Origin of the sequence: Mycobacterium paraintracellulare (assembly GCF_000276825.1) — a bacterium.
GTDB classification, from domain to species: domain Bacteria; phylum Actinomycetota; class Actinomycetes; order Mycobacteriales; family Mycobacteriaceae; genus Mycobacterium; species Mycobacterium intracellulare.
In genome coordinates, this window is sequence record NC_016948.1 from 1212368 (window position 1) to 1234414 (window position 22047).

18 protein-coding genes are annotated in these 22047 nt (G+C 69.2%); 12 read left to right on the top strand and 6 right to left on the bottom strand.

Annotation, left to right across the window (positions count from 1 at the left end; translation table 11 throughout):
- Positions 1-71: 71 nt before the first annotated feature.
- A complete protein-coding gene (locus tag OCQ_RS05955; protein WP_014384034.1) occupies positions 72-1133 on the bottom strand; it encodes an Rv1157c family protein in 1062 nt (353 codons plus the stop codon).
- Between the two features lie 48 nt (positions 1134-1181).
- Positions 1182-1934, bottom strand: a complete 753-nt coding sequence (locus OCQ_RS05960; RefSeq protein ID WP_038535309.1) for a hypothetical protein — start codon at positions 1932-1934, stop codon at positions 1182-1184.
- Between the two features lie 149 nt (positions 1935-2083).
- Between OCQ_RS05960 and OCQ_RS05965 the strand changes: the two genes are divergently transcribed.
- Positions 2084-3394, top strand: a complete 1311-nt coding sequence (locus tag OCQ_RS05965; RefSeq protein WP_407937423.1) for a mannosyltransferase — start codon at positions 2084-2086, stop codon at positions 3392-3394.
- Here OCQ_RS05965 and OCQ_RS05970 read toward each other — a convergent pair.
- Positions 3391-3675: a 4a-hydroxytetrahydrobiopterin dehydratase gene (locus OCQ_RS05970; RefSeq protein WP_009952356.1), complete on the bottom strand. Its 285-nt coding sequence runs from the start codon at positions 3673-3675 to the stop codon at positions 3391-3393. The two genes, OCQ_RS05965 and OCQ_RS05970, sit on opposite strands and share 4 nt — an antisense overlap.
- A 70-nt stretch (positions 3676-3745) precedes the next feature.
- Complete coding sequence (locus OCQ_RS05975; protein WP_008254496.1) at positions 3746-3961, bottom strand: hypothetical protein; 216 nt, start codon at positions 3959-3961, stop codon at positions 3746-3748.
- A gap of 157 nt (positions 3962-4118) precedes the next feature.
- On the opposite strand from OCQ_RS05975, the gene OCQ_RS05980 reads away from it, so the two are divergent.
- The 7 genes from OCQ_RS05980 to OCQ_RS06010 all read left to right on the top strand — a co-directional run bounded on the left by OCQ_RS05980 (position 4119) and on the right by OCQ_RS06010 (position 15706).
- On the top strand, positions 4119-4511 hold the full coding sequence (locus OCQ_RS05980; protein ID WP_014384037.1) for a (deoxy)nucleoside triphosphate pyrophosphohydrolase: 393 nt from the start codon (positions 4119-4121) through the stop codon (positions 4509-4511).
- A gap of 456 nt (positions 4512-4967) precedes the next feature.
- Positions 4968-8666 (top strand): nitrate reductase subunit alpha, encoded by a 3699-nt coding sequence (locus OCQ_RS05985; RefSeq protein WP_041784829.1) that lies wholly within the window; start codon positions 4968-4970, stop codon positions 8664-8666.
- A complete protein-coding gene (gene narH, locus OCQ_RS05990) occupies positions 8666-10288 on the top strand; it encodes a nitrate reductase subunit beta (protein WP_014384039.1) in 1623 nt (540 codons plus the stop codon). Before OCQ_RS05985 ends, narH begins: the two co-directional genes overlap by 1 nt.
- Positions 10285-10953 (top strand): nitrate reductase molybdenum cofactor assembly chaperone, encoded by a 669-nt coding sequence (narJ, locus tag OCQ_RS05995; RefSeq protein WP_041784830.1) that lies wholly within the window; start codon positions 10285-10287, stop codon positions 10951-10953. The genes narH and narJ overlap by 4 nt, the downstream gene beginning before the upstream one ends.
- Entirely contained in the window at positions 10946-11680 is a 735-nt protein-coding gene (gene narI, locus OCQ_RS06000) for a respiratory nitrate reductase subunit gamma (RefSeq protein ID WP_008254506.1), read from the top strand. Before narJ ends, narI begins: the two co-directional genes overlap by 8 nt.
- 195 nt (positions 11681-11875) lie before the next feature.
- Positions 11876-13765: a translational GTPase TypA gene (gene typA / locus OCQ_RS06005; protein WP_014379425.1), complete on the top strand. Its 1890-nt coding sequence runs from the start codon at positions 11876-11878 to the stop codon at positions 13763-13765.
- A 45-nt stretch (positions 13766-13810) separates the two neighbouring features.
- Complete coding sequence (locus tag OCQ_RS06010) at positions 13811-15706, top strand: ABC transporter family substrate-binding protein (RefSeq protein ID WP_162130207.1); 1896 nt, start codon at positions 13811-13813, stop codon at positions 15704-15706.
- Between the two features lie 6 nt (positions 15707-15712).
- Here OCQ_RS06010 and OCQ_RS06015 read toward each other — a convergent pair whose 3' ends face one another.
- Entirely contained in the window at positions 15713-16327 is a 615-nt protein-coding gene (locus tag OCQ_RS06015) for a TetR/AcrR family transcriptional regulator (RefSeq protein ID WP_008254512.1), read from the bottom strand.
- Positions 16328-16383: 56 nt separating this feature from the next.
- Here OCQ_RS06015 and mshB point away from each other — a divergent pair, with 56 nt between their 5' ends.
- The 4 genes from mshB (at position 16384) to OCQ_RS06035 (ending at position 21415) form a co-directional block, all read left to right on the top strand.
- Positions 16384-17298, top strand: a complete 915-nt coding sequence (gene mshB / locus OCQ_RS06020) for an N-acetyl-1-D-myo-inositol-2-amino-2-deoxy-alpha-D-glucopyranoside deacetylase (protein WP_008254515.1) — start codon at positions 16384-16386, stop codon at positions 17296-17298.
- A gap of 92 nt (positions 17299-17390) precedes the next feature.
- Positions 17391-17852 (top strand): hypothetical protein, encoded by a 462-nt coding sequence (locus tag OCQ_RS06025; protein WP_008254516.1) that lies wholly within the window; start codon positions 17391-17393, stop codon positions 17850-17852.
- 117 nt (positions 17853-17969) lie between these two features.
- Complete coding sequence (locus OCQ_RS06030) at positions 17970-20612, top strand: bifunctional FO biosynthesis protein CofGH (protein WP_014384042.1); 2643 nt, start codon at positions 17970-17972, stop codon at positions 20610-20612.
- A gap of 38 nt (positions 20613-20650) precedes the next feature.
- A complete protein-coding gene (locus OCQ_RS06035; RefSeq protein ID WP_014941440.1) occupies positions 20651-21415 on the top strand; it encodes a maleylpyruvate isomerase N-terminal domain-containing protein in 765 nt (254 codons plus the stop codon).
- A 24-nt stretch (positions 21416-21439) separates the two neighbouring features.
- Here OCQ_RS06035 and OCQ_RS06040 read toward each other — a convergent pair whose 3' ends face one another.
- Entirely contained in the window at positions 21440-21772 is a 333-nt protein-coding gene (locus tag OCQ_RS06040; protein ID WP_008254522.1) for a hemophore-related protein, read from the bottom strand.
- Positions 21773-22047 lie beyond the last annotated feature (275 nt).

Genomic DNA, 22047 nt, shown 5'->3' on the forward strand with positions numbered 1-22047 from the left:
GCGAACGCGCGTGACCCCGGTGCGGGGACACGCGCGTTCGCAGGCGGCGAAACGGTGACGGCGCCGGTGTGTTACGGCACCACCGTCGAGCCGATCGTGGGCATGAACTGGCACTGCTTTTCCTTGGTCGTGACCTGACCGAAGATCGTCGACATGATGCTGCCCGAGCCCGTGTCGGCGATCGCGCTCAGCGTCGTCGGCCCGTCCGGGTTGATGTCCGGTCGCGGCTTGAGGGCGACGGTGCCTGACTTGCCGGTGGTCAGGTTCACCCAGGTGACGTTCAACGGCAGCTTCTGCACCTCGGCGGGTCCGGGCGTGCCGACCGCGGTGAACACGTAGGCGGTCTGGCCGGGCCCCGGGCCGGGAAGCGGAATCTTGGCCGGGCCCGCGACCGACAGCGCGGTGGCGATGGCGCTGCTGCCATCCGCCAGGCAGTTGGTGCCGATCGAGGGATACATGAAGTCCTGCGTGGGCGGCGTGTCGGCGCCGAATCCCGGGGCGGCCGCGGTCGGGGCGGCGTCCGGCGCGGGTGCGGGCGCCGGGGCGGCCTCCGGTGCCGGGGGTGCGGCGGCGGGTGCTGGTGGTGCCGGAATCGGCGCCGCGACGGGCACATTCGCGGGCTGGGCGGGCGCGGGCGCCGGCGCGGCGGCGGGTGCGGGCCCGGCCGCGTGCGCCGGGTCGACGCCGGCCGGCAGGTGCGCCTCGGGTGCCGGCTGGGGTGCGGGACCCGCCGCGTGCACCGGGTTGATCCCGGCCGGCAGGTGCGCCTGCGAACCGGGTTCCACCCCGGTCGCCGGAACGTGTTGCACCGGCGCGGTGGGCTCTTGGACGAACTGATTCACCGCCGCCGCCACGTTTTTGGACTCGCTGGGAGCGGTCGGGCTGTGGGCGAAGGCTTGCGCGGCGGCCATGAGCAGCTGTGTCGCCTGCTGCGGGTCGCCGGCCGCCTGCTGGATGAGCGGGCTGAGCTGCGACAGGGCAGGCAGCCCCGGCAGCTGTTGGGCCGCGCTGGATTGTGGTGTCGGCTGCGGCGCCGCCGGGTCGGCTGCCGCGCTCGGGCAAAGCCCGAGCGCGGCAACCGATGCCGTGACGACAGCGGCCAAACCTTTGGACAGATTCCAAGTGGTTGCCACGGTTGTCCTTCGGTTCTCAGTGGTGGGTTAGGCCGATGACGACGCTGCTCAAGGCAGTGCGGCGAGCAGCGGCGCTGCCGGTCCGGCCGGGCTGGCGGCCGGCGCGGGTGCGGCCGGAGCGGCTGGTGCCGCCGGGGTCTGGCCCGAGGCCAGCGCCGGCAGATCCTGCGGAAGCCGCACCTGCGGGGGCACGTTGACCGGAAGGCCCGCCGGCATCGCCGGCATGTTGACCTGCGCCTGCGGGATTTGCGGTGCGGGCGGGGTGGCCGGCGCGCTCGGCGCCGACAGCCCCGGGATCGCGGGCAGGCCCGGGATCGACGAGGCCGGCGCGGCCGGACTCGCGGCCGCCGGCTGTGCGCCGGTCAGGCCCTGAATCATCCCCGGAATGCCGCTCGCCGCGGAGGGTGACGCCGGCGCGGCGGGCGTCGCCGACTGCGCCAGCCCCGGAATGGACGGCACCGCCGCCGGAGATGACGCGGGAGCGGCGGGTGCCGCCGGCGTCAGGCCGGGGATCGACGGGATGCCCGCCGTGGTCGCCGAGGCCGGCGAGGCGGCCGAGGGAACACCCGGGAAGCTGATGCCCGGTGTGGCGGGCGCCGCGGGCGGCGTGGCGCCGAGCGCGGTCGCGAGGTTCTGCAGGATTTGCGGTGCGTTGGCCGCCGAGCTGATCAGCTGCTGCGGAATGTTCGGCACCGCCGGAGCCGGCACGGGGTCGGCGTGGGCGATACCGCCCGTCAATAGTGCTGCGGACGAACCGGCCAGGACGGCGGCTGCACGCAAGTAAGTCCAGATGGTTGGCATGACTCTCCCTGATTGATCGATTACAGGTCCCGGCGCTGAAGCTACTTTGATGCAGATGGGACTCAAGTGACACGTGTGGCATTTATTTATTCGTTACGGATACGAGTGGGAGCGGTGACCGAACGCGCGAAATGGCGCGCACTGCATAGATGTGCATGGGTCATCGGGGGACCGACGGGGCCGCGCCGCATGGTTTGATCGCTAAAGTCGGGCGGATAGACACCATCTCTGCCGCCGCGGCGGCACCCATCACCCAGCGGTTGGCGAATCGCCTCGTCGTGGCCGCGCCGATCCTGCTCATCGCGAGCGTCGCGGCGCGGCTGGCCTGGACGTACCTGGCCCCCAACGGCGCGAACTTCGTCGACCTGCACGTCTACCTCGGCGGAGCCGCCGCGATCGACCATCCCGGCACCCTGTACAGCTACGTCTACGCCGACCAGACGCCGGACTTCCCGCTGCCGTTCACCTACCCGCCCTTCGCGGCCGTCGTCTTCTACCCGCTGCACCTGCTGCCGTTCGGGCTCGTCGCATTCCTGTGGCAGATCGCGACCATGGCCGCCCTGTACGGCGCGATCCGGATCAGCCAGCGCCTGACGGCCGCGCCGGCCGGTCCCCGCGGCCGCCGACTGGCGATGGCGTGGACGGCGATCACGATCTGGATTGAGCCGCTGCGCAGCACATTCGACTACGGTCAGGTCAATGTTTTGCTCATGACCGCGGTGCTGTGGGCGGTCTACACCACGCGATGGTGGCTGTCGGGATTGCTGGTCGGCGCGGCCGCCGGAATCAAGTTGACCCCCGCGATCTCCGGGGTCTATCTGGCCGGCGCCCGGCGGTGGGGCGCGGCGGTGTTCTCGGCGGTCGTTTTCGTTGCCACCGTTGGGATTTCGGTCGTGGTCGTCGGCGACCAGACCCGCTACTACTTCACCGAACTACTGGGCGACGCTCACCGGGTGGGTCCCATCGCCACCTCGTTCAATCAATCGTGGCGCGGCGCCATCTCACGCATCCTGGGCCACGACGTCGGATTCGGGCCGCCGCTGGTGGTCGCGCTCGTCGTCACCGCGGTGCTGGCCGTCCTGGCCTGGCGCGCGCTGGACGCCGCCGATCAGCTGGGCAGGCTGATCGTGGTCGAGCTGTTCGGGCTGCTGCTGTCGCCGATCTCCTGGACCCACCACTGGGTGTGGCTGGTGCCGTTGATGATCTGGGCGATCCACGGCGCGGGGCGCACGCTGCGCGGGGCGCGAATCGCCGGCTGGGCGTGGTTGGCGCTCACCCTGATCGGCGTGCCGTGGTTGTTGAGCTTCGCTCAACCGACCATCTGGCAGATCGGCCGCCCGTGGTATCTGGCCTGGGCCGGGCTGATCTACACCGCGGCCGCGGTGGCGACGCTGATCTGGATCGCGGCCACCGGCAACCGCGGCCGAGACGCCGCGCCCGGGGTACGGGCCGCCGGCTAGCTGTCGACGATCCCGTTGATGTCGCGGGCCATGTCGATATCGTTTTGGGTGATGCCACCCTCGGAGTGGGTGACGAGAGCGAAAGTCACTGTCCGCCAGCGTATATCGATGTCGGGGTGGTGGTCCTTGCTTTCCGCGTGCTCGGCGACGCGGCGCACCGCATCGATGCCGGCCAGGAAGCTTCCGAATTTGATCGAGCGGCGCAGGGCGCCGTCGGCACGCTCCCATCCGTCCAGATCGGGCAATGCGGCGTCTACTTGCTCATCCGTTAACACAGCCATGACTCGTCACCGTTCTGTTGTCCAAAATCCTTGCTACCGAGAATGTTACGGAGATCCGGGACGTCAGGACCTAGACTCCCCGCCACTGGTCGGGCTTCTGTTTGTCGCTGAGATGGCGGACGCGGGCGACGAGGGGTGAATGGCCCTGCTGCTTCGCCCAGTCGATGGCCTCCTGCTGGGTTTGGCTCTGGTGGAGCTCGCTGTCGCCGTGGTCCTCGACGACGTAGTGCGTGATCGGGTCTCCGTCGCGGCCCTTTGGTCGCGGTTCGATGAACACGTTGGGCATGGCGCTTCTCCTCACTGAGTGCGATCGGCCGACCTAGTGCATACCCAGACAACGCCGGCCTTCACAGCGCGCCGCGAATGAGTGCGCCAACCTCGGTGCCAGCCGTGGTGGCCGCGCGATAACACAGCCAGGACGCGACGGTATACCGTCACTGGCCATGCCGAACCAGATCGTCGTCGCGGGCGCCCTCATCCGCGACGCGCGCGTCTTGGTGGCACAGCGGGTACGCCCGCCGGAGCTGGCCGGGCGCTGGGAGCTGCCCGGGGGCAAGGTCGCGCCCGGTGAGACCGAGCGCGACGCGCTGGCCCGCGAGCTGGCCGAGGAGCTCGGTTTGGCGGCGGGCGACGTCGCGGTGGGCGAGCGGCTCGGCGCGGACATCGCGGTGGACGGCGGGATCACGCTGCGCGCCTACCGGGTGCATCTGCTCGGCGGCCGTCCGGACGCGCGTGAGCACCGGGCCCTGCGCTGGATCACAGCCGCTGAGCTGCACGATCTCGACTGGGTGCCGGCCGACCGGGGCTGGCTTCCGGCCCTGGCCGGCGCCCTGTGAACGGGCCTGGCAACAAGTCCACAGACTTCCCGCAGCTGATGTACAGCCGCGTTGCAGGTCGCCACAGTGAACTGAAGGCAACAAAATGACTTGTAATAACGCCACACGAATCTGCCCTGGATGTGCGTGCCGATAACTAGCCAGATGGTTGTCCAGACCTTTGCCGTCCCGGCTCGGTGCCCGACCGGGAGGCCTTCGCGTGCGCGAAAACCGATGCTCATGACCCTGTTTCTCGCAGACTCACCGCGCGCGGCGAAGGTGATCGCCCCGCGCACATCGACCTATGCTGGTGCGGTATCGCCGCCCGGCCCGCGGGCCCGAAATGCCGATGGCTGAGCCGATCCGAGTTGGTGCGGACGGGCGGCTCACGGGGCTGATCGCCGAACACAACTCAACTGGGGCCACGCACAGGGCCGGGCGACGCGGCGCGACGCTACCGACGAGGAGGAGTACTTCTTGACTGCCACACCGCACATTGGTGGAGTGCTCGAGGAGCTCTTGGAGCGCAGCGGGCGGTTCTTCACGCCGGGCGAGATCTCGGCCGACCTGCGCACCGTGACGCGGCGGGGCGGCCGCGAGGCCGACGTGTTCTACCGCGACCGGTGGAGCCACGACAAGGTGGTTCGCTCCACGCACGGCGTGAACTGCACCGGGTCCTGCTCTTGGAAGATCTACGTCAAAGACGGGATCATCACCTGGGAAACCCAGCAGACCGACTATCCGTCGGTGGGTCCGGACCGCCCCGAGTACGAGCCGCGGGGTTGCCCCCGCGGTGCGTCGTTCTCCTGGTACAGCTACTCGCCCACCCGGGTGCGCTATCCCTACGCCCGCGGCGTGCTGGTCGAGATGTACCGGGAGGCCAAGGCGCGCCTGGGTGATCCCGTGCTGGCGTGGGCCGACATCCAGGCCGACCCCGAACGGCGCCGGCGCTATCAGCGGGCGCGCGGAAAGGGCGGACTGGTCCGCGTCACCTGGGCCGAGGCCACCGAGCTGATCGCCGCCGCCCACGTGCACACCATCAAGACCTACGGCCCGGATCGGGTCGCCGGATTCTCCCCGATCCCGGCGATGTCGATGGTGTCGTATGCCGCCGGCTCGCGATTCTTCGAGCTGATCGGCGCTCCGATGACGTCGTTCTACGACTGGTACGCCGACCTCCCGGTGGCCTCACCGCAGGTGTTCGGCGACCAGACCGACGTCCCCGAATCCGGAGATTGGTGGGACGCAGCGTATTTGATGATGTGGGGCTCCAACGTGCCGATCACCCGGACCCCCGACGCGCACTGGATGGCCGAGGCGCGTTACCGCGGCACCAAGGTCGTCACCGTCAGCCCCGACTACGCCGACAACACCAAGTTCGCCGACGAGTGGATGCCGTGCGCGGCGGGCACCGACGGGGCGCTGGCCATGGCGATGGGGCACGTCATTCTCTCGGAATGCTATGTGCGAAAGCAGGTTCCGTTCTTCGTCGACTATTCGCGTCGCTACACCGATCTGCCGTTCCTGATCAAGCTGGAAGAACGCGGCGACATGCTGGTGCCGGGCAAGAACCTGACGGCGGCGGACCTGGGCGAGGCGGTCGAGAACGCGGCACTCAAGCCCGCGGTGCTGGACGAAACGACCAATTCCGTTGTGGTGCCACACGGTTCGCTGGGATTTCGGTACGGCGAATCCGGTGTCGGGAAGTGGAACCTGGACCTCGGTGACCTGGTGCCGGCGCTCAGCGTGCGCGACGCGCACGGCTCCAACGGGGAGGGCAGCACCGCGCTGGTGCACATGCCCAGCTTCGACACCGTCGACGGCGAGGGCACCACCGTGGCGCGCGGTGTCCCGGTGCGCCGCATCGGCAAGCACATGGTGTGCACCGTCTTCGACCTGATGCTCGCGCAGTATGGCGTCGCCCGCGCGGGGTTGCCCGGCGAATGGCCCACCGGCTACGACGACGCGACGCAGCAGAACACCCCGGCGTGGCAGGAAGCGATCACCGGTGTGTCGGCCGCCCAAGCCATCCGCGTCGCGCGGGAATTCGCCCACAGCGCCGAGGAATCCGGCGGCCGCTCCATGATCATCATGGGCGGGGGCATCTGCCACTGGTTCCACGCCGACGCCATCTACCGCGCGGTGCTGGCGCTGCTGATGCTGACCGGGTCGATGGGCCGCAACGGGGGCGGCTGGGCCCATTACGTGGGCCAGGAAAAAGTGCGCCCGCTCACCGGATTCCACACGATGGCGATGGCCACCGACTGGGTGCGCCCGCCGCGCCAGGTGCCCGGCGCCTCGTACTGGTACGCGCACACCGACCAATGGCGCTATGACGGTTACGGCGCGGACAAGCTGTCCAGCCCGGTGGGCCGGGGGCGCTTCGCGGGCAAGCACACCATGGACCTGCTGGCGTCGTCGGTGGCCATGGGATGGAGCCCGTACTACCCGCAGTTCGACCGGTCGAGTTTGGACGTCGCCGACGAGGCGCGCGCCGCGGGTCGCGACGTCGCCGACTACGTGGCCGAGCAGCTCGGCCAGCGCGAACTCAAACTCGCGGTGACCGATCCCGACAACCCGGTCAACTGGCCCCGGGTGCTCACCGTGTGGCGCGCGAACCTGATCGGGTCGTCGGGCAAGGGGGGCGAATACTTCCTGCGCCACCTGCTGGGAACCGACTCCAACGCATCGGCGCTGCCGCCCGAGGACGGGGTGCGGCCCGTCGACGTGACGTGCGAGGGGGACATCCCCGAGGGCAAGCTCGACCTGATGATGTCGATCGACTTCCGGATGACGTCGACGACCCTGGTTTCGGACGTCGTGCTGCCGGCGGCGACCTGGTACGAAAAGTCCGACATCTCCAGCACCGACATGCACCCCTACGTGCACGCGTTCAGCGCCGCCACCGACCCGCCCTGGGAAACTCGTTCGGACTTCGACGCTTTCGGCGCCATCGCCCGCGCCTTCAGCGCCATGGCCAAGGAGCATCTGGGCACCCGCACCGACGTGGTGCTCAGCGCGCTGCAGCACGACACGCCCGACGCGATGGCCTATCCCGATGGCACCGAATCCGATTGGCTGCGCACCGGTGCGACGCCGGTGCCGGGCCGCACCATGGGCAAGCTCACCGTGGTGGAACGTGACTACGGCGCCATCTACGACAAGTGGCTGACGCTGGGGCCGCTGGTCGACAAGTTCGGGCTGACCACCAAGGGCATCACCGTGCACCCGTTCCGGGAGGTCGAGGAGCTCGCCGCCAAGTTCGGCGTGCTCAAATCCGGTGTGGCAGCGGGCCGCCCGGCCGTGACCACCGCCGCCCGGATGGCCGACGTACTGCTGCTGCTGTCGGGGACGACCAACGGGCGCCTGGCGGTCGAGGGTTTCCACGAGCTGGAAAAGCGCACGGGACAGCGGCTGGTGCACCTGGCCGAGGGCAGCGAGGACAAGCGCATCAGTTACGCCGACACCCAGGCGCGGCCCGTGCCCGTGGTCACCAGCCCGGAATGGTCGGGCAGCGAAACGGGCGGTCGCCGCTACGCACCGTTCACCATCAACATCGAAAACCTCAAGCCGTTCCACACCCTGACCGGGCGGATGCATTTCTATCTCGCCCACGACTGGGTCGAGGAACTCGGCGAGCACCTGCCGGTCTTCCGCCCGCCGCTGGACATGGCGCGCTTGTTCGGCGCACCGACACTCGGGCCGACCGAGGACGGAATCGGGCTCACGGTGCGATACCTGACGCCGCACTCGAAGTGGTCCTTCCACTCCACCTACCAGGACAACCTCTACATGCTCTCGTTGTCCCGCGGCGGCCCGACGATGTGGATGAGCCCCGGCGACGCAGCGAAAATCCAAGTGCGCGATAACGATTGGGTCGAAGCGGTGAACGTCAACGGCATCTACGTGTGCCGGGCGATCGTCTCGCACCGGATGCCCGACGGGGTGGTGTACGTCTACCACGTCCAGGAGCGCACCATCGACACCCCGCGCACCGAAACCAACAACAAGCGGGGCGGCAACCACAACGCGCTCACCCGGGTGCGGATCAAGCCCAGCCACCTGGCCGGCGGCTACGGCCAGCACGCCTTCGCGTTCAACTACCTGGGGCCGACCGGCAACCAGCGCGACGAGGTGACCGTCGTGCGGCGCCGCAGCCAGGAGGTGACGTACTGATGAAGGTCATGGCGCAGTTGGCGATGGTGATGAACCTCGACAAGTGCATCGGTTGTCACACCTGCTCGGTGACCTGCAAGCAGGCGTGGACCAACCGGCCCGGCACCGAATACGTGTGGTTCAACAACGTCGAAACCCGTCCCGGCCAAGGCTATCCGCGCACCTACGAGGACCAGGAGCGCTGGCGGGGCGGCTGGATTCGCGACAAGAAGGGCCGGCTGCGGCTGCGCGACGGCGGCCGCATCCAGAAGCTGCTGCGCATCTTCGCCAACCCGAAGCTGCCCGTCATCGGCGACTACTACGAACCGTGGACCTACGACTACGAGAACCTGACCACGGCTCCCGCGGGTGACACGTTCCCGACCGCCGCGCCCCGAAGCGCGATCAGCGGTGAGCCGATGAAGGTTTCGTGGGGGCCGAACTGGGATGACAACCTGGCCGGCTCGTCGGAGATCCTGGCCGGGGACCCGATCTTGAAGAAGGTCAACGAGGAGATCAAGCTCAAGCTCGAAGAGACCTTCATGTTCTACCTGCCCCGGATCTGTGAGCACTGCCTCAACCCCTCCTGCGTGGCGTCGTGCCCGTCGGGCGCGATGTACAAGCGCAGCGAGGACGGCATCGTGCTGGTGGACCAGGACCGCTGCCGCGGCTGGCGGATGTGCGTGTCCGGATGTCCTTACAAGAAGGTCTATTTCAACCACAAGACGGGCAAAGCCGAGAAGTGCACGCTGTGCTATCCGCGCATGGAGGTCGGGCTGCCGACCATCTGCTCGGAGACCTGCGTGGGCCGGCTGCGCTACCTCGGCGTGGTGCTCTACGACGCCGACCGGGTGCTGGAAGCGGCGTCGGTGGAAAAAGACACCGATCTGTATCGGGCGCAGTGCGAGATCCTGCTGGACCCTAACGATCCGAACGTCATCGCCGGTGCCCGGGCCGAGGGCATCCCCGACGAGTGGATCGAGGCCGCGCAGCGTTCCCCGATCTACGCGCTGATCCACACCTACCAGGTGGCGTTGCCGCTGCACCCGGAATACCGCACCATGCCGATGGTTTGGTACATCCCGCCGCTGTCGCCGGTGGTCGACGCGGTCAGCCGTGACGGGCACGACGGGGAGGACATCGGCAACCTGTTCGGCGCGCTGGACGCGCTGCGCATCCCGATGCAATATCTCGCCGAACTGTTCACCGCCGGCGATACCGCCGTCGTGGAAGGGGTGCTGCGGCGGCTGGCGGCGATGCGCTCCTACATGCGCGACATCAACCTCGGCCGCGACACCCAGCCGCACATCCCGCATTCGGTCGGCATGACCGAAGAGCAGATCTACGAGATGTACCGGCTGCTCGCCATCGCGAAATACGAAGAGCGCTACGTGATTCCGACGGCGTTCGCCCCGCAGGCCCGTGAGCTCGAGGAGATGGGCTGTTCGTTGACGGGCGAGGGCGGCCCGGGTATGTACGAATCCGAACCGATACCGGTGTCGGTGGAAACCTTCCACGCGCTCCAGCGCGGCGGCTCCGCGGAAGCAGAACCCGCTCACGCCGCCCGGCCTCGGGTGAACCTGCTCAATTGGGACGGCGGCCAGGTGCCCGCGGGAATGTTCCCCGAGGAGCAGAAGCGGTGAGGCTGCTGTCCGCGCTCCGGGAGCGTTCCACCGGCCGGGCGATGCAGGACCGCCTGGTGTGGCAGGCGGCGTCGCTCCTGCTGGCCTACCCGGACGACGGGTTCACCGAACGCCTGGACGCCGTCGACGAAATCCTCGGCCATATCAGCGGTCCCGCGGCGACGCTCCTCGGGCAGACGGTCGCGGCGCTGCGTGCCCGTGAGCCGATGGCCGCGGCGATGGACTACGTCGCGACGTTCGATATGCGCCGGCGCGCCACCATGTATCTGACGTACTGGACCGCGGGGGACACCCGCAACCGCGGACGGGAGATGCTGGCGTTCGCCACCGCCTACCGCGAGGCGGGTGCGCAGCCACCGAGCGGCGAGGCCCCCGATCATCTGGCCGTGGTGCTCGAATTCGCCGCCACCGTCGACCCGGAGGCCGGACGGCGGCTGCTGACCCAGCACCGCGTGCCGATCGACGTGCTGCGCGGCGCCCTGGCCGAGGCCGAGTCATCGTACGGGCCGGTCGTGGCCGCGATCTGCGAGACCCTGCCGGCGGCCACCGATCAGGAGGTGCGCCGCGCCGAGCGACTGGCGCAGGCCGGGCCGCCCGCCGAAGCCGTTGGGCTGCAACCGTTTACCTTGACCGTGCCACCCCGCAAAGGAACGCCAGGTGTTTAGCAACGTCCTGTTCTGGGATATCGCCCCATACGTCACGCTGTCGGTCCTGATCGTCGGGACCTGGTGGCGCTACCGCTACGACAAGTTCGGCTGGACCTCACGATCCTCGCAGATCTACGAGTCGCGACTGCTCAGCATCGCCAGCCCCATCTTCCATTTCGGCATCCTGGCGGTCTTCGCCGGACACGTGGTGGGGCTGTTCATCCCGCCGAAGGTCACGCAGCTGATGAAGATGAGCGACCACGTCTACCACATGCAGGCGGTCATCGCCGGCTCGATCGCCGGCGTCGCGACGCTCGTCGGGATCGGGCTGCTCGTCTACCGGCGGTTCACCCGTCCCGCCGTGTCCATGGCCACCACCCGCAGCGACAAGGTGATGTATCTGGTGCTGGTGCTGGCGATCGTGGTGGGCCTGTACTGCGACCTGATCGGCACCGGCCCGCACGGCGGCGAATTCCACTACCGCTACACGGTCGGTTTGTGGTTCCGCCGGATCTGGATACTGCAGCCGCACGGCGAGGTGATGATCAACGCGCCGCTGGACTACCAGCTGCACGCGTTGATCGGCATGGTGCTGTTCACGCTGTGGCCATTCACCCGGCTGGTGCACGTGTTCAGCGCCCCGGTCGTCTACCTGTTCCGGCCCTACATCGTCTATCGCAGCCGCGAGGCGACGGGCAAGGGCCAACAACTGGTGGGCACGGCGCCGCGCCGCCGGGGCTGGTAGCCGACGGCCACGGCGCGCGCAGGCCCCGCCTCGCCGTTCGGTGTGCAACGTGGGCGCTGGTTGTGAAGCCGCGCCGGCGACACGCCGATCCGCCGCGCCGCAAGCGCACACTCAACGCCGCTGACGCACACTCAACGCCGCCGCCGGCGACCTGCCAGTTCGCTATCCACGGCCCCCGCTGCCACAATCTCCGACGTGTCATTTCGCAACGTCGCCATCGTCGCCCACGTCGACCACGGCAAGACCACCCTGGTTGACGCGATGCTGCGGCAGTCGGGTGCGCTGCACCACCGGGGGGACGACGCGGTCGAACGCCTGATGGACTCCGGGGACCTAGAGAAGGAAAAAGGCATCACGATCCTGGCCAAGAACACGGCCGTGCATCGCAAGAACCCGGACGGGACGACGACCGTCATCAACGTCATCGACACCCCGGGCCACGCCGACTTCGGCGGCGAGGTGGAGCGCGGCCTGTCGATGGTGGACGGGGTGCTGCTGCTGGTCGACGCCTCGGAGGGGCCGCTGCCGCAGACCCGGTTCGTGCTGCGTAAGGCCCTGGCCGCCCACCTTCCGGTGATCCTGGTCGTCAACAAGACGGACCGGCCGGACGCCCGGATCTCCGAGGTCGTCTCCGAAAGCCACGACCTGCTGCTCGACGTCGCCTCCGACCTCGACGAGGACGCGCAGAAGGCCGCCGAGGCCGCCCTGGACCTGCCCACGCTGTACGCCTCGGGACGGGCCGGCATCGCCAGCACGACGGAACCGGCCAATGGCGAGAACCCCGAGGGCGACAACCTCGATCCGCTGTTCGACGTGCTGCTCGAGCACATCCCGCCGCCGCAGGGTGATCCCGAAGCCCCGCTGCAGGCGCTGGTCACCAACCTGGACGCGTCGGCGTTCCTGGGCCGGCTCGCGCTGATCCGCATCTACAAGGGCCGTATCCGCAAGGGCCAGCAGGTGGCCTGGATGCGGGAAGTGGACGGCCACCCCGTCATCACGAACGCGAAGATCACCGAGCTGCTGGTGACCGAGGGCGTCGAGCGTTCCTCGACCGACGAGGCCGTCGCCGGGGACATCGTGGCCGTCGCGGGCATTCCGGAGATCATGATCGGCGACACGCTGGCCGACCCGGACCACGCGCATGCGCTGCCGCGCATCACCGTCGACGAGCCCGCGATCTCGGTGACCATCGGCACCAACACCTCGCCGCTGGCGGGCAAGGTGAAGGGGCACAAGCTGACCGCTCGCATGGTGAAGTCGCGCCTGGACGCCGAACTCGTGGGCAACGTCTCCATCAAGGTCGTCGACATCGACCGGCCCGACGCCTGGGAGGTGCAGGGCCGCGGCGAGCTCGCGCTGGCGGTCCTTGTGGAACAGATGCGCCGCGAGGGCTTCGAGCTCACGGTGGGCAAGCCGCAGGTCGTCACGCAGACGATCGACGGCAAGCTGCACGAGCCCTTCGAGGCGATGACCATCGACTGCCCCGAGGAATTCGTCGGCGCCATCACCCAGCTGATGGCCGCCCGCAAGGGCCGCATGGAAGAGATGACCAACCACGCCGCCGGGTGGGTCCGGATGGACTTCATCGTGCCCAGCCGCGGCCTGATCGGCTTCCGCACCGACTTCCTCACGCTGACCCGCGGCACCGGGATCGCCAACGCGGTGTTCGACGGCTACCGGCCGTGGGCCGGGGAGATCCGCGCCCGCCACACCGGGTCGCTGGTGTCCGACCGCGCGGGCACCATCACCCCGTTCGCCATGATCCAGCTCGCCGACCGGGGCCAGTTCTTCGTCGAGCCCGGCCAGGACACCTACGAGGGCATGGTCGTCGGGATCAACCCGCGCGCAGAGGATCTCGACATCAACGTCACCCGCGAGAAGAAGCTGACCAACATGCGGTCGTCGACCGCCGATGTCATCGAAACGTTGGCCAGGCCGCTCGAACTCGATCTCGAGCAGGCCATGGAATTCTGCGCGCAAGACGAATGCGTGGAGGTGACCCCGGAGATCGTGCGGGTGCGCAAGGTCGAGCTGGACGCCACCTCCCGGGCCCGCAGCCGGTCGCGCGCCAAGGCCCGGGGTTAACACCTGGTGGTCGGACGGGCCGCTGTGCGGCTGCTCGATACCCTGATCAGCGTGCCGAGACGCGTCCGTCGCTTGTTCATGGTGCTCGGCGGCCTCGTCTCGTTGGTCGGGCTGGTGGTTTCGGCGTGCACGGTCAACCCGCCGCCGGCGCCGCAGAGCACCGACACGCCGCACAACTCGGTGCCTCCGCCGCCCCGGGTCAGCGAGATCATCATGGGCATCGACTCGATCGGCGCGGGCTTCAATCCGCACCTGTTGTCCGACCTGTCCCCGGTGAACGCGGCGATCAGCGCGTTGGTGTTGCCCAGCGCCTTTCGGCCGGTTCCGGACACCGCCGCGCCGACGGGCTCGCGCTGGGAGATGGACCCGACGCTGTTGGTGTCCGCCGACGTGACCAGCCAGAACCCGTTCACGGTGACCTACAAGATCCGGCCGGAGGCGCAGTGGACCGACAACGCCCCCATCGCCGCCGACGACTTCTGGTACCTGTGGCGCCAGATGGTCAGCCAGCCCGGGGTCGTCGACCCGGCCGGGTATGACCTCATCACCGGCGTGCAGTCGCTGGAGGGCGGCAAGCAGGCGGTGGTGACCTTCGCCCAGCCGTATCCGGCGTGGAAGGAGTTGTTCAGCAACATCCTTCCGGCGCACATCGTCAAGGACGTGCCCGGCGGATTCGCGGCCGGGCTGGCCCGGGCCCTTCCGGTCACGGGCGGGCAGTTCCGGGTGGAGAGCATCGACCCGCAGCGCGACGAGATCCTGGTCGCCCGCAACGACCGCTACTGGGGGCCGCCGGCCAAACCCGCGCTCATCCTCTTCCGGCGCGCCGGGGCGCCCGCCGCCCTGGCCGACTCCGTGCGCAACGGCGACACCCAGGTGGCGCAGGTCCACGGCGGTTCGGCGGCCTTCGCGCAGTTGTCCGCCATTCCCGACGTCCGCACCGCCCGGATCGTGACGCCGCGGGTCATGCAGCTCACGCTGCGGGCCAACGAACCCAAACTGTCTGATACCCAAGTCCGTAAGGCGATCCTGGGGTTGCTCGACGTCGACCTGCTGGCCGCCGTCGGCGCGGGCAGCGACAACACGGTCACGCTGGATCAGGCCCAGATCCGCGCGCCGAGCGACCCCGGCTACGAGCCGACCGCGCCGCCGGCGATGACGACCGCGGCCGCGCTGACCCTGCTGCAGGGGGCCGGGTACCGGGTCGAACCCAACTCGTCCGCTTCCCCCGCGCCGACCCCGGCGAACACCGGGCCGCCCGAGGTCATCCGCGGCCGGATCAGCAAGGACGGCCAACAGCTGTCGCTGGCGATCGGGGTGGCGGCCAACGACCCGACCTCGGTGGCCGTCGCCAACACCGCCGCCGACCAGTTGCGCAACGTCGGCATCGCCGCGACCGTGCTGGCGCTGGACCCGGTCACCCTCTACCGCGACGCGCTGAACGACGGCCGCGTGGACGCGATCGTCGGCTGGCATCAGGCCGGCGGCAACCTGGCCACCCGGCTCGCCTCCCGCTACGGCTGTCCCGCGCTGCAATCGACCCAGGTCCCGTCCACCGGCGAGACGACGCCGGTCTCGTCCGCTCCCGCCGGGCCCCCACCGTCGACCGGGCCGGGCACCACGACCGCGACACCGACGTCGGCGCCCCCACCCAGCCGCCCCGCGGATCCCAACGCCCTGGTGCAGGCGCCGTCGAACCTCACCGGCATCTGCGATCGCAGCGTCCAGTCGAACATCGACGCCGCCCTCAACGGCACCAAGAGCATCAACGACGTCATCACCGCCGTCGAACCGCGGCTGTGGAACATGTCCACGGTGCTGCCGATCCTGCAGGACACCACGATCGTCGCGGCCGGACCGAGCGTGCAGAACGTCAGCCTGTCCGGAGCGGTTCCGGTCGGCATCGTCGGCGACGCCGGCCAGTGGATCAAGACCGGGCCGTAACCGCCCTCAGTCGGCGGGCGGGCGCGACGCCCGCGGCGGGATCACGGTGTCGACGATGAGGGCCAGCTCGCGCCGGTTCGGCGGCGACCCGTTCAGCAGGAAGTGCTGGTTGATCAGCGCCGAGCCGATCCGGGCGGTCAGCGGCGTGATGGCCGTCGGATCGAGGTCGCCGTCGTCCACGGCGGCCTGCAGGATCGATTCGACGATTTGCAGGCGCGGGCGCACCACGGCATCGGCGAAGATGGCCCGCATCTCGGGTTCGTGCAGGAGCTGATGGATGACGTCCAAACTGGGGAAGGCGGTCTTTCCGGCCAGCAGGTCACGCTGGGCGGTGAACATCGCCAGCAGGTTCTCCCGGGCCGAGCGGCCGGACCGCAGCTCGGGCACCGGTGGCAGCGCGAAAACCAAAGCGGCGTGCACCAGCTCGCACTTGGTGTCCCAGCGCCGGTAGAGCGCGGCCTTGCCGGTGTGGGCGCGCGCCGCGATCCCCTCCATGGTCAGGCTCCCGTACCCGACTTCGGTCAGTTCGGCCAGGGTGGCCTCGTAGAGGGCGCGTTCGAGGACCTCGCCTCGCCGGCGGCTCCGGCTGCCGGTCCGGTCTGCGTCCGTGAGCTGAGGCATTTCTTGATAGTAGCCGTGCGCGTTCCTATCTGCTGCTTGTCGGTAGGGTGCCGACCATGCCTGAGACGCCGCGGCTGCTGTTCGTCCACGCACATCCCGACGACGAAAGCCTCGGCACCGGCGCCACCATCGCCCACTACGCCGCCCGCGGCGCCGACGTCCGCGTGGTCACCTGCACGCTCGGCGAGGAGGGCGAGGTGATCGGCGATCGGTGGGCCGAACTCGCCGTCGATCGCGCCGACCAGCTCGGCGGCTACCGGATTGGCGAATTGACCGCCGCGTTGCGGGCGCTCGGGGTCGGTGGACCCCGCTATCTCGGCGGCGCGGGCCGGTGGCGCGATTCGGGCATGCGCGGCACCCCCACGCGGCACCGGCAACGATTCATCGACGCCGACGAGCGCGAGACCGTCGGCGCGCTGGTGGCCCTGATCCGCGAGCAGCGCCCCCACGTCGTCGTCACCTACGACCCGGCCGGCGGCTATGGCCATCCCGATCACGTGCACGCGCACACGGTGACGACGGCGGCCGTAGCGGCGGCCGGCTCGTCGGGCGGCGCTGCCACGTTTCCCGGCGAGCCGTGGGCCGTGCCGAAGTTCTACTGGTCGGTCTTTTCCACCCGGGCGTTCGAGGCCGGCCTGGCCGCGCTGACGCCCGAGGATCTGCGGCCGGAGTGGTCGCTCCCGTCCGAAGAGGAGTTCACGTTCGGATACGACGACGGCGACATCGACGCCGTCGTCGAGACCGATGAGGATGCGCTGGCCGCCAAGCGGGCGGCGCTCGCGGCGCACGCCACCCAAGTGGTGGTCGGGCCCACCGGTCGCGCCTGCGCCCTGTCCAACAACGTGGCCCTGCCGATCGTGGGGGAGGAGCACTACGTCCTGGCCGCCGGCGACGCGGGGGAGCGCGACGGGCGTGGCTGGGAGACGGATCTGCTCGCAGGGCTCGATCTGACCGCGACCCGTACGCGGTAGGCTGCCAAACAGGCAGCCACGGAAGGAATTCGCATGGACCCCGACCTGGACCCTAATCAGCAGCACTGGCAGGACCGGCTCGACAGCCTGCAGTGGGTTATCGGCTCGATACTCTCCAACATCGACAGCGTTCCGACCTGACCGACACCCAGCCTCGCGTCGCGTCCGTCGAGGACGGCGGCGCCACAGACCCCGCGATCCGTTTCGTTGTCCTGTCCCTCCTGGCGGTCGATGGGGTTCTGTCCGCACTAGCCGGGGCCCTGCTGCTGCCTTTCTATATCGGGACGGTTCCGTTTCCCCTCAGCGGATTGATTTCCGGGCTGGTCAACGCGGCCCTGGTGTGGGCCGCGGGGCGGTGGACCCGGTCACCCCGGTTGGCGGCGCTGCCGCTGTGGACGTGGTTGCTGACGGTGGCGGTGATCAGCATGGGCGGACCGGCCGACGACGTCATCCTGGGTGGTCGCGGCCTGATGGCCTACGGGGCCCTGCTGCTGTTGGTGCTCGGCGTCGTGCCGCCGGTCTGGGTGCTGTGGCGGCGCGGCCGCGGCGGTTGATCTCGGCCTGTGGCGAGTGGACATTTCGGCCGGGATGTCGCCCGCTTGCGCCTACGGGCGTGGGTCTACTGTTGACTGTTGCCCATACGGGACCCGCCATGGGTGTCACGAATTCACATGTTGGGACGCACGGATGAAAATCGATCGTGGGGAAGTTACACCAAGGTGCTGTTGACTCCGGGCGAGGAGCCTACCGCTTTGCCTGATCCACCGATTCCGGCGAAGGCCAGTGCGTCGAGGGCCGACGCGTCGGCGCTGCGACGGGTATTGCGGCGGGCCCGAGATGGCGTTGCACTCAACGTCGACGAGGCGGCGCTCGCGATGACCGCGCGCGGCGCGGATCTGGCCGACCTGTGCGCGAGTGCGGCGCGGGTGCGCGACGCGGGCCTGGAGTCGGCCGGACGGCGCGGCCCCGGCGGCGGGCTGCCGATCACGTACTCCCGCAAGGTCTTTATCCCGGTCACCCATCTGTGCCGCGACACCTGTCATTACTGCACCTTCGTCACCGTGCCCGGCAAGCTGCGCGCCCAGGGCGCCGGCATGTACCTCGAACCCGACGAGATCCTCGACATCGCCCGCCGCGGCGGCGAACTCGGTTGCAAGGAAGCGCTATTCACGCTGGGGGATCGGCCGGAGGATCGGTGGCCGGAGGCGCGTGAGTGGCTCGGTCAACGGGGCTACGATTCGACGCTGTCCTACGTGCGGGCGATGGCGATCCGGGTGCTCGAGGAAACCGGGTTGTTGCCACACTTGAACCCCGGCGTGATGAGTTGGTCGGAAATGGCCCGCCTCAAGCCGGTGGCGCCGTCGATGGGCATGATGCTCGAGACGACCTCGCGGCGGCTGTTCGAGACGAAAGGGCTTGCGCACTACGGCAGCCCGGACAAAGATCCGGCGGTCCGGTTGCGCGCCTTGACCGATGCGGGCCGGCTGTCGATTCCGTTCACCACCGGCCTGCTGGTCGGCATCGGCGAGACACTCGCCGAACGCGCCGACACCTTGCACGCGATCCGCAAGTCGCACAAGGAGTTCGGCCATGTGCAAGAGGTGATCGTGCAGAACTTCCGGGCCAAGGAACACACCGCCATGGCCGCGGTCCCCGACGCCGGCATCGAGGATTACCTGGCGACGGTGGCGGTGGCGCGGCTGGTGCTCGGCCCGGGGATGCGTATCCAGGCGCCGCCGAACCTGGTCTCGCGCGAGGAGTGCCTGGCGCTGGTCGGCGCCGGAGTCGACGACTGGGGCGGTGTCTCGCCGCTGACGCCCGACCACGTCAACCCGGAGCGGCCGTGGCCGGCCCTGGACGAATTGGCCGCCGTCACCGCCGAAGCCGGTTACGAGCTGGTCCAGCGGCTGACCGCGCAACCCAAATACGTGCAGGGCGGCGCGGCCTGGATCGACCCGCGGGTGTCCGGACACGTGGCGGCGCTGGCCGACCCGGCGACCGGCCTGGCCCGTGACGTCAACCCGGTCGGGTTGCCGTGGCAGGAGCCCGACGACGTCGGTTCGGTGGGCCGGGTCGACCTCAACGCGGCGATCGACAGCGAGGGCCGCAACACCGAAACCCGCAGCGATATCGACAGCGCGTTCGGCGACTGGGAATCGATCCGGGCGCACGTCCACGAGCTGGCCGCGCAGGGCGCCACAGCGCCAGAACGCCTGGACACCGACGTGCTTGCCGCGCTGCGCTCCGCGGAACGCGACCCCGCCGGGTGCAGCGACAACGAATACCTGTCACTGGCCACCGCCGACGGTCCCGCGCTGGAAGCGGTTGCCGCACTGGCGGATTCGTTACGCCGCGACACCGTCGGTGACGACGTGACGTTCGTGGTCAACCGCAACATCAACTTCACCAACATCTGCTACACCGGCTGCCGGTTCTGCGCGTTCGCGCAGCGCAAGGGCGACGCCGACGCGTATTCGCTGTCCACCGACGAGGTCGCCGACCGCGCCTGGGAGGCGCACGTCGAGGGCGCCACCGAGGTGTGCATGCAGGGCGGCATCGACCCCGAGCTGCCGGTCACCGGCTACGCCGACCTGGTCCGGGCCGTCAAGGCGCGGGTGCCGTCGATGCACGTGCACGCGTTCTCTCCGATGGAGATCGCCAACGGTGTGACCAAGAGCGGGTTGAGCGTTCGCGACTGGCTGACCAGCCTGCGCGAGGCGGGCCTGGACACCATCCCGGGCACCGCCGCCGAAATCCTGGACGACGAGGTGCGCTGGGTGCTGACCAAGGGCAAGTTGCCGACGTCGATGTGGATCGAGATCGTCACCACCGCGCACGAGGTCGGGCTGCGGTCGTCATCGACGATGATGTACGGCCACGTCGACAGCCCGCGCCACTGGGTGGGCCATCTCAACGTGCTGCGCGACATCCAGGACCGCACCGGCGGTTTCACCGAGTTCGTGCCGCTACCGTTCGTGCACCAGAGTTCGCCGCTGTATCTGGCCGGCGCGGCCCGGCCCGGACCCACCCATCGCGACAACCGAGCCGTACACGCGCTGGCGCGAATCATGTTGCACGGCCGCATCTCCCAGATCCAGACCAGCTGGGTCAAGCTCGGTGTCGAGCGCACGCAGGTGATGCTCAACGGCGGCGCCAACGACCTGGGCGGCACGCTGATGGAGGAAACCATCTCGCGCATGGCCGGTTCGGAACACGGGTCGGCCAAGACGGTCGCCGAGCTGACCGCGATCGCCGAGGGCATCGGGCGACCGGCGCGCCAGCGCACCACCGACTACACACCGTTGGCCGCCTGACCGCTTGCCGGGCGGGCGCGACGGGTATACCCGACACCGTGACGCGACGAGTTGACGACGACCGGTTCCCGGAGTGGCGGCCATTCGCGGATGCCGTGCAACGGCACGGCCCGGACGCCGGAACCTGGTGTGAGGCCTGGACGGTGCGCGACATCGTCGTCCATCAGGCCGGAAACGCCGAGGAACTCGCCCGGGTGCTCGGCGGCCACCTCGCCGGCCAGCCGGTGGCCACCCGCGGGTTCGAGGAGCGCGAGGGCCCGTTGCGCGCCTTGAACGACGCGGACCTGTGGGACGCGCTGCTGGACCGGATGGCCGCCCTCGGTGACGTCGCGGAGGCGGCCGAAGGGGTGCCCGCCGACACCGACGTCGCCTGGACCGGCCGCACCATGAAGGTGCCGTGGTTCGCCGAGCACATGCGCGAAGAGCTCGTCCTGCACAGCTGGGACATCACCGGCGACGAGCCCGCGGCCCAGGCGAGGCTGGCCGAACCGTGGATGACGACGCACAGCGTGCTCGCCGTTGGCAAGCCGCTGCTGGCCAAAGGCGCCAGACAGCTGGAGGTCGGCGAGCGGATCGACGCCCGGCTGCGGGCCGAGGGCACCGACGACATCGTTCTGACGGCCGGCGCGGATCAGGTCACCATCGGGTTCGCCGAGCCGGACGGCCCGGCGACCCTGGATACCGATGCGGCCGCGCGGGTGCTGCTGCTGTGGGGGCGCAGGCCCGCCGACCCGTCACGCATTCGCAGCCGCGTCGGACCGGAAACATTGGGACGCGTGCGCCGCCTGCTCGGCGGCTACTGAACCGCTTCGTGCGAAGCGGTCGGCTCAGTAGTTGTTACAGGTGACCGCGACCTGGTTGATCGTGTTGTAGTACTTCTGCGCCGCCGGCATGGCCTGGATCTGCTGGGCCATCTGCTCGCGCTTGGGCGGCGGCGCTGCCAGGAAGTTGCGGATGTAGGACTGCGCCACGGGCGACGAGTTCAACTGCTGGGCAGCTGCCGGGTCGGTCGCGTTGAGCGCCGCAATCACCTGTCCGTAGTTACAGGTGGTGTTGATGATCGCGTCCGTGGGGTCGGCGGAAGCGATCCCGGCCGCGGCGGTCAACGCCACTGCCGCGCTGCCAACCGCAACGCCCAATTTGCTCAACGACACCCTCATGTGTGGACACCTTCCCCAGTTAATGCACCGCTCTTACGGCGAGAAAATCTGCCCAGCGGTTGCCGTCCTTCCGATGAGATTACCAGGCCCCGCGAGCGTGCTTGCAACGCAACAGATACCGAAGCCTACCCCGGGGCCGAGACTCTGCGCAGGTCAGCGCGTTGGTCGTAGTGTTCGCCCTTGGCGAAACGGGGGCCGCGTGCGGGCCCCGAGACTGTCAGTCTTAAATCGGTATTCCGACAGGCGCGCCAAATGGTTGACCTGTATCTGCAACG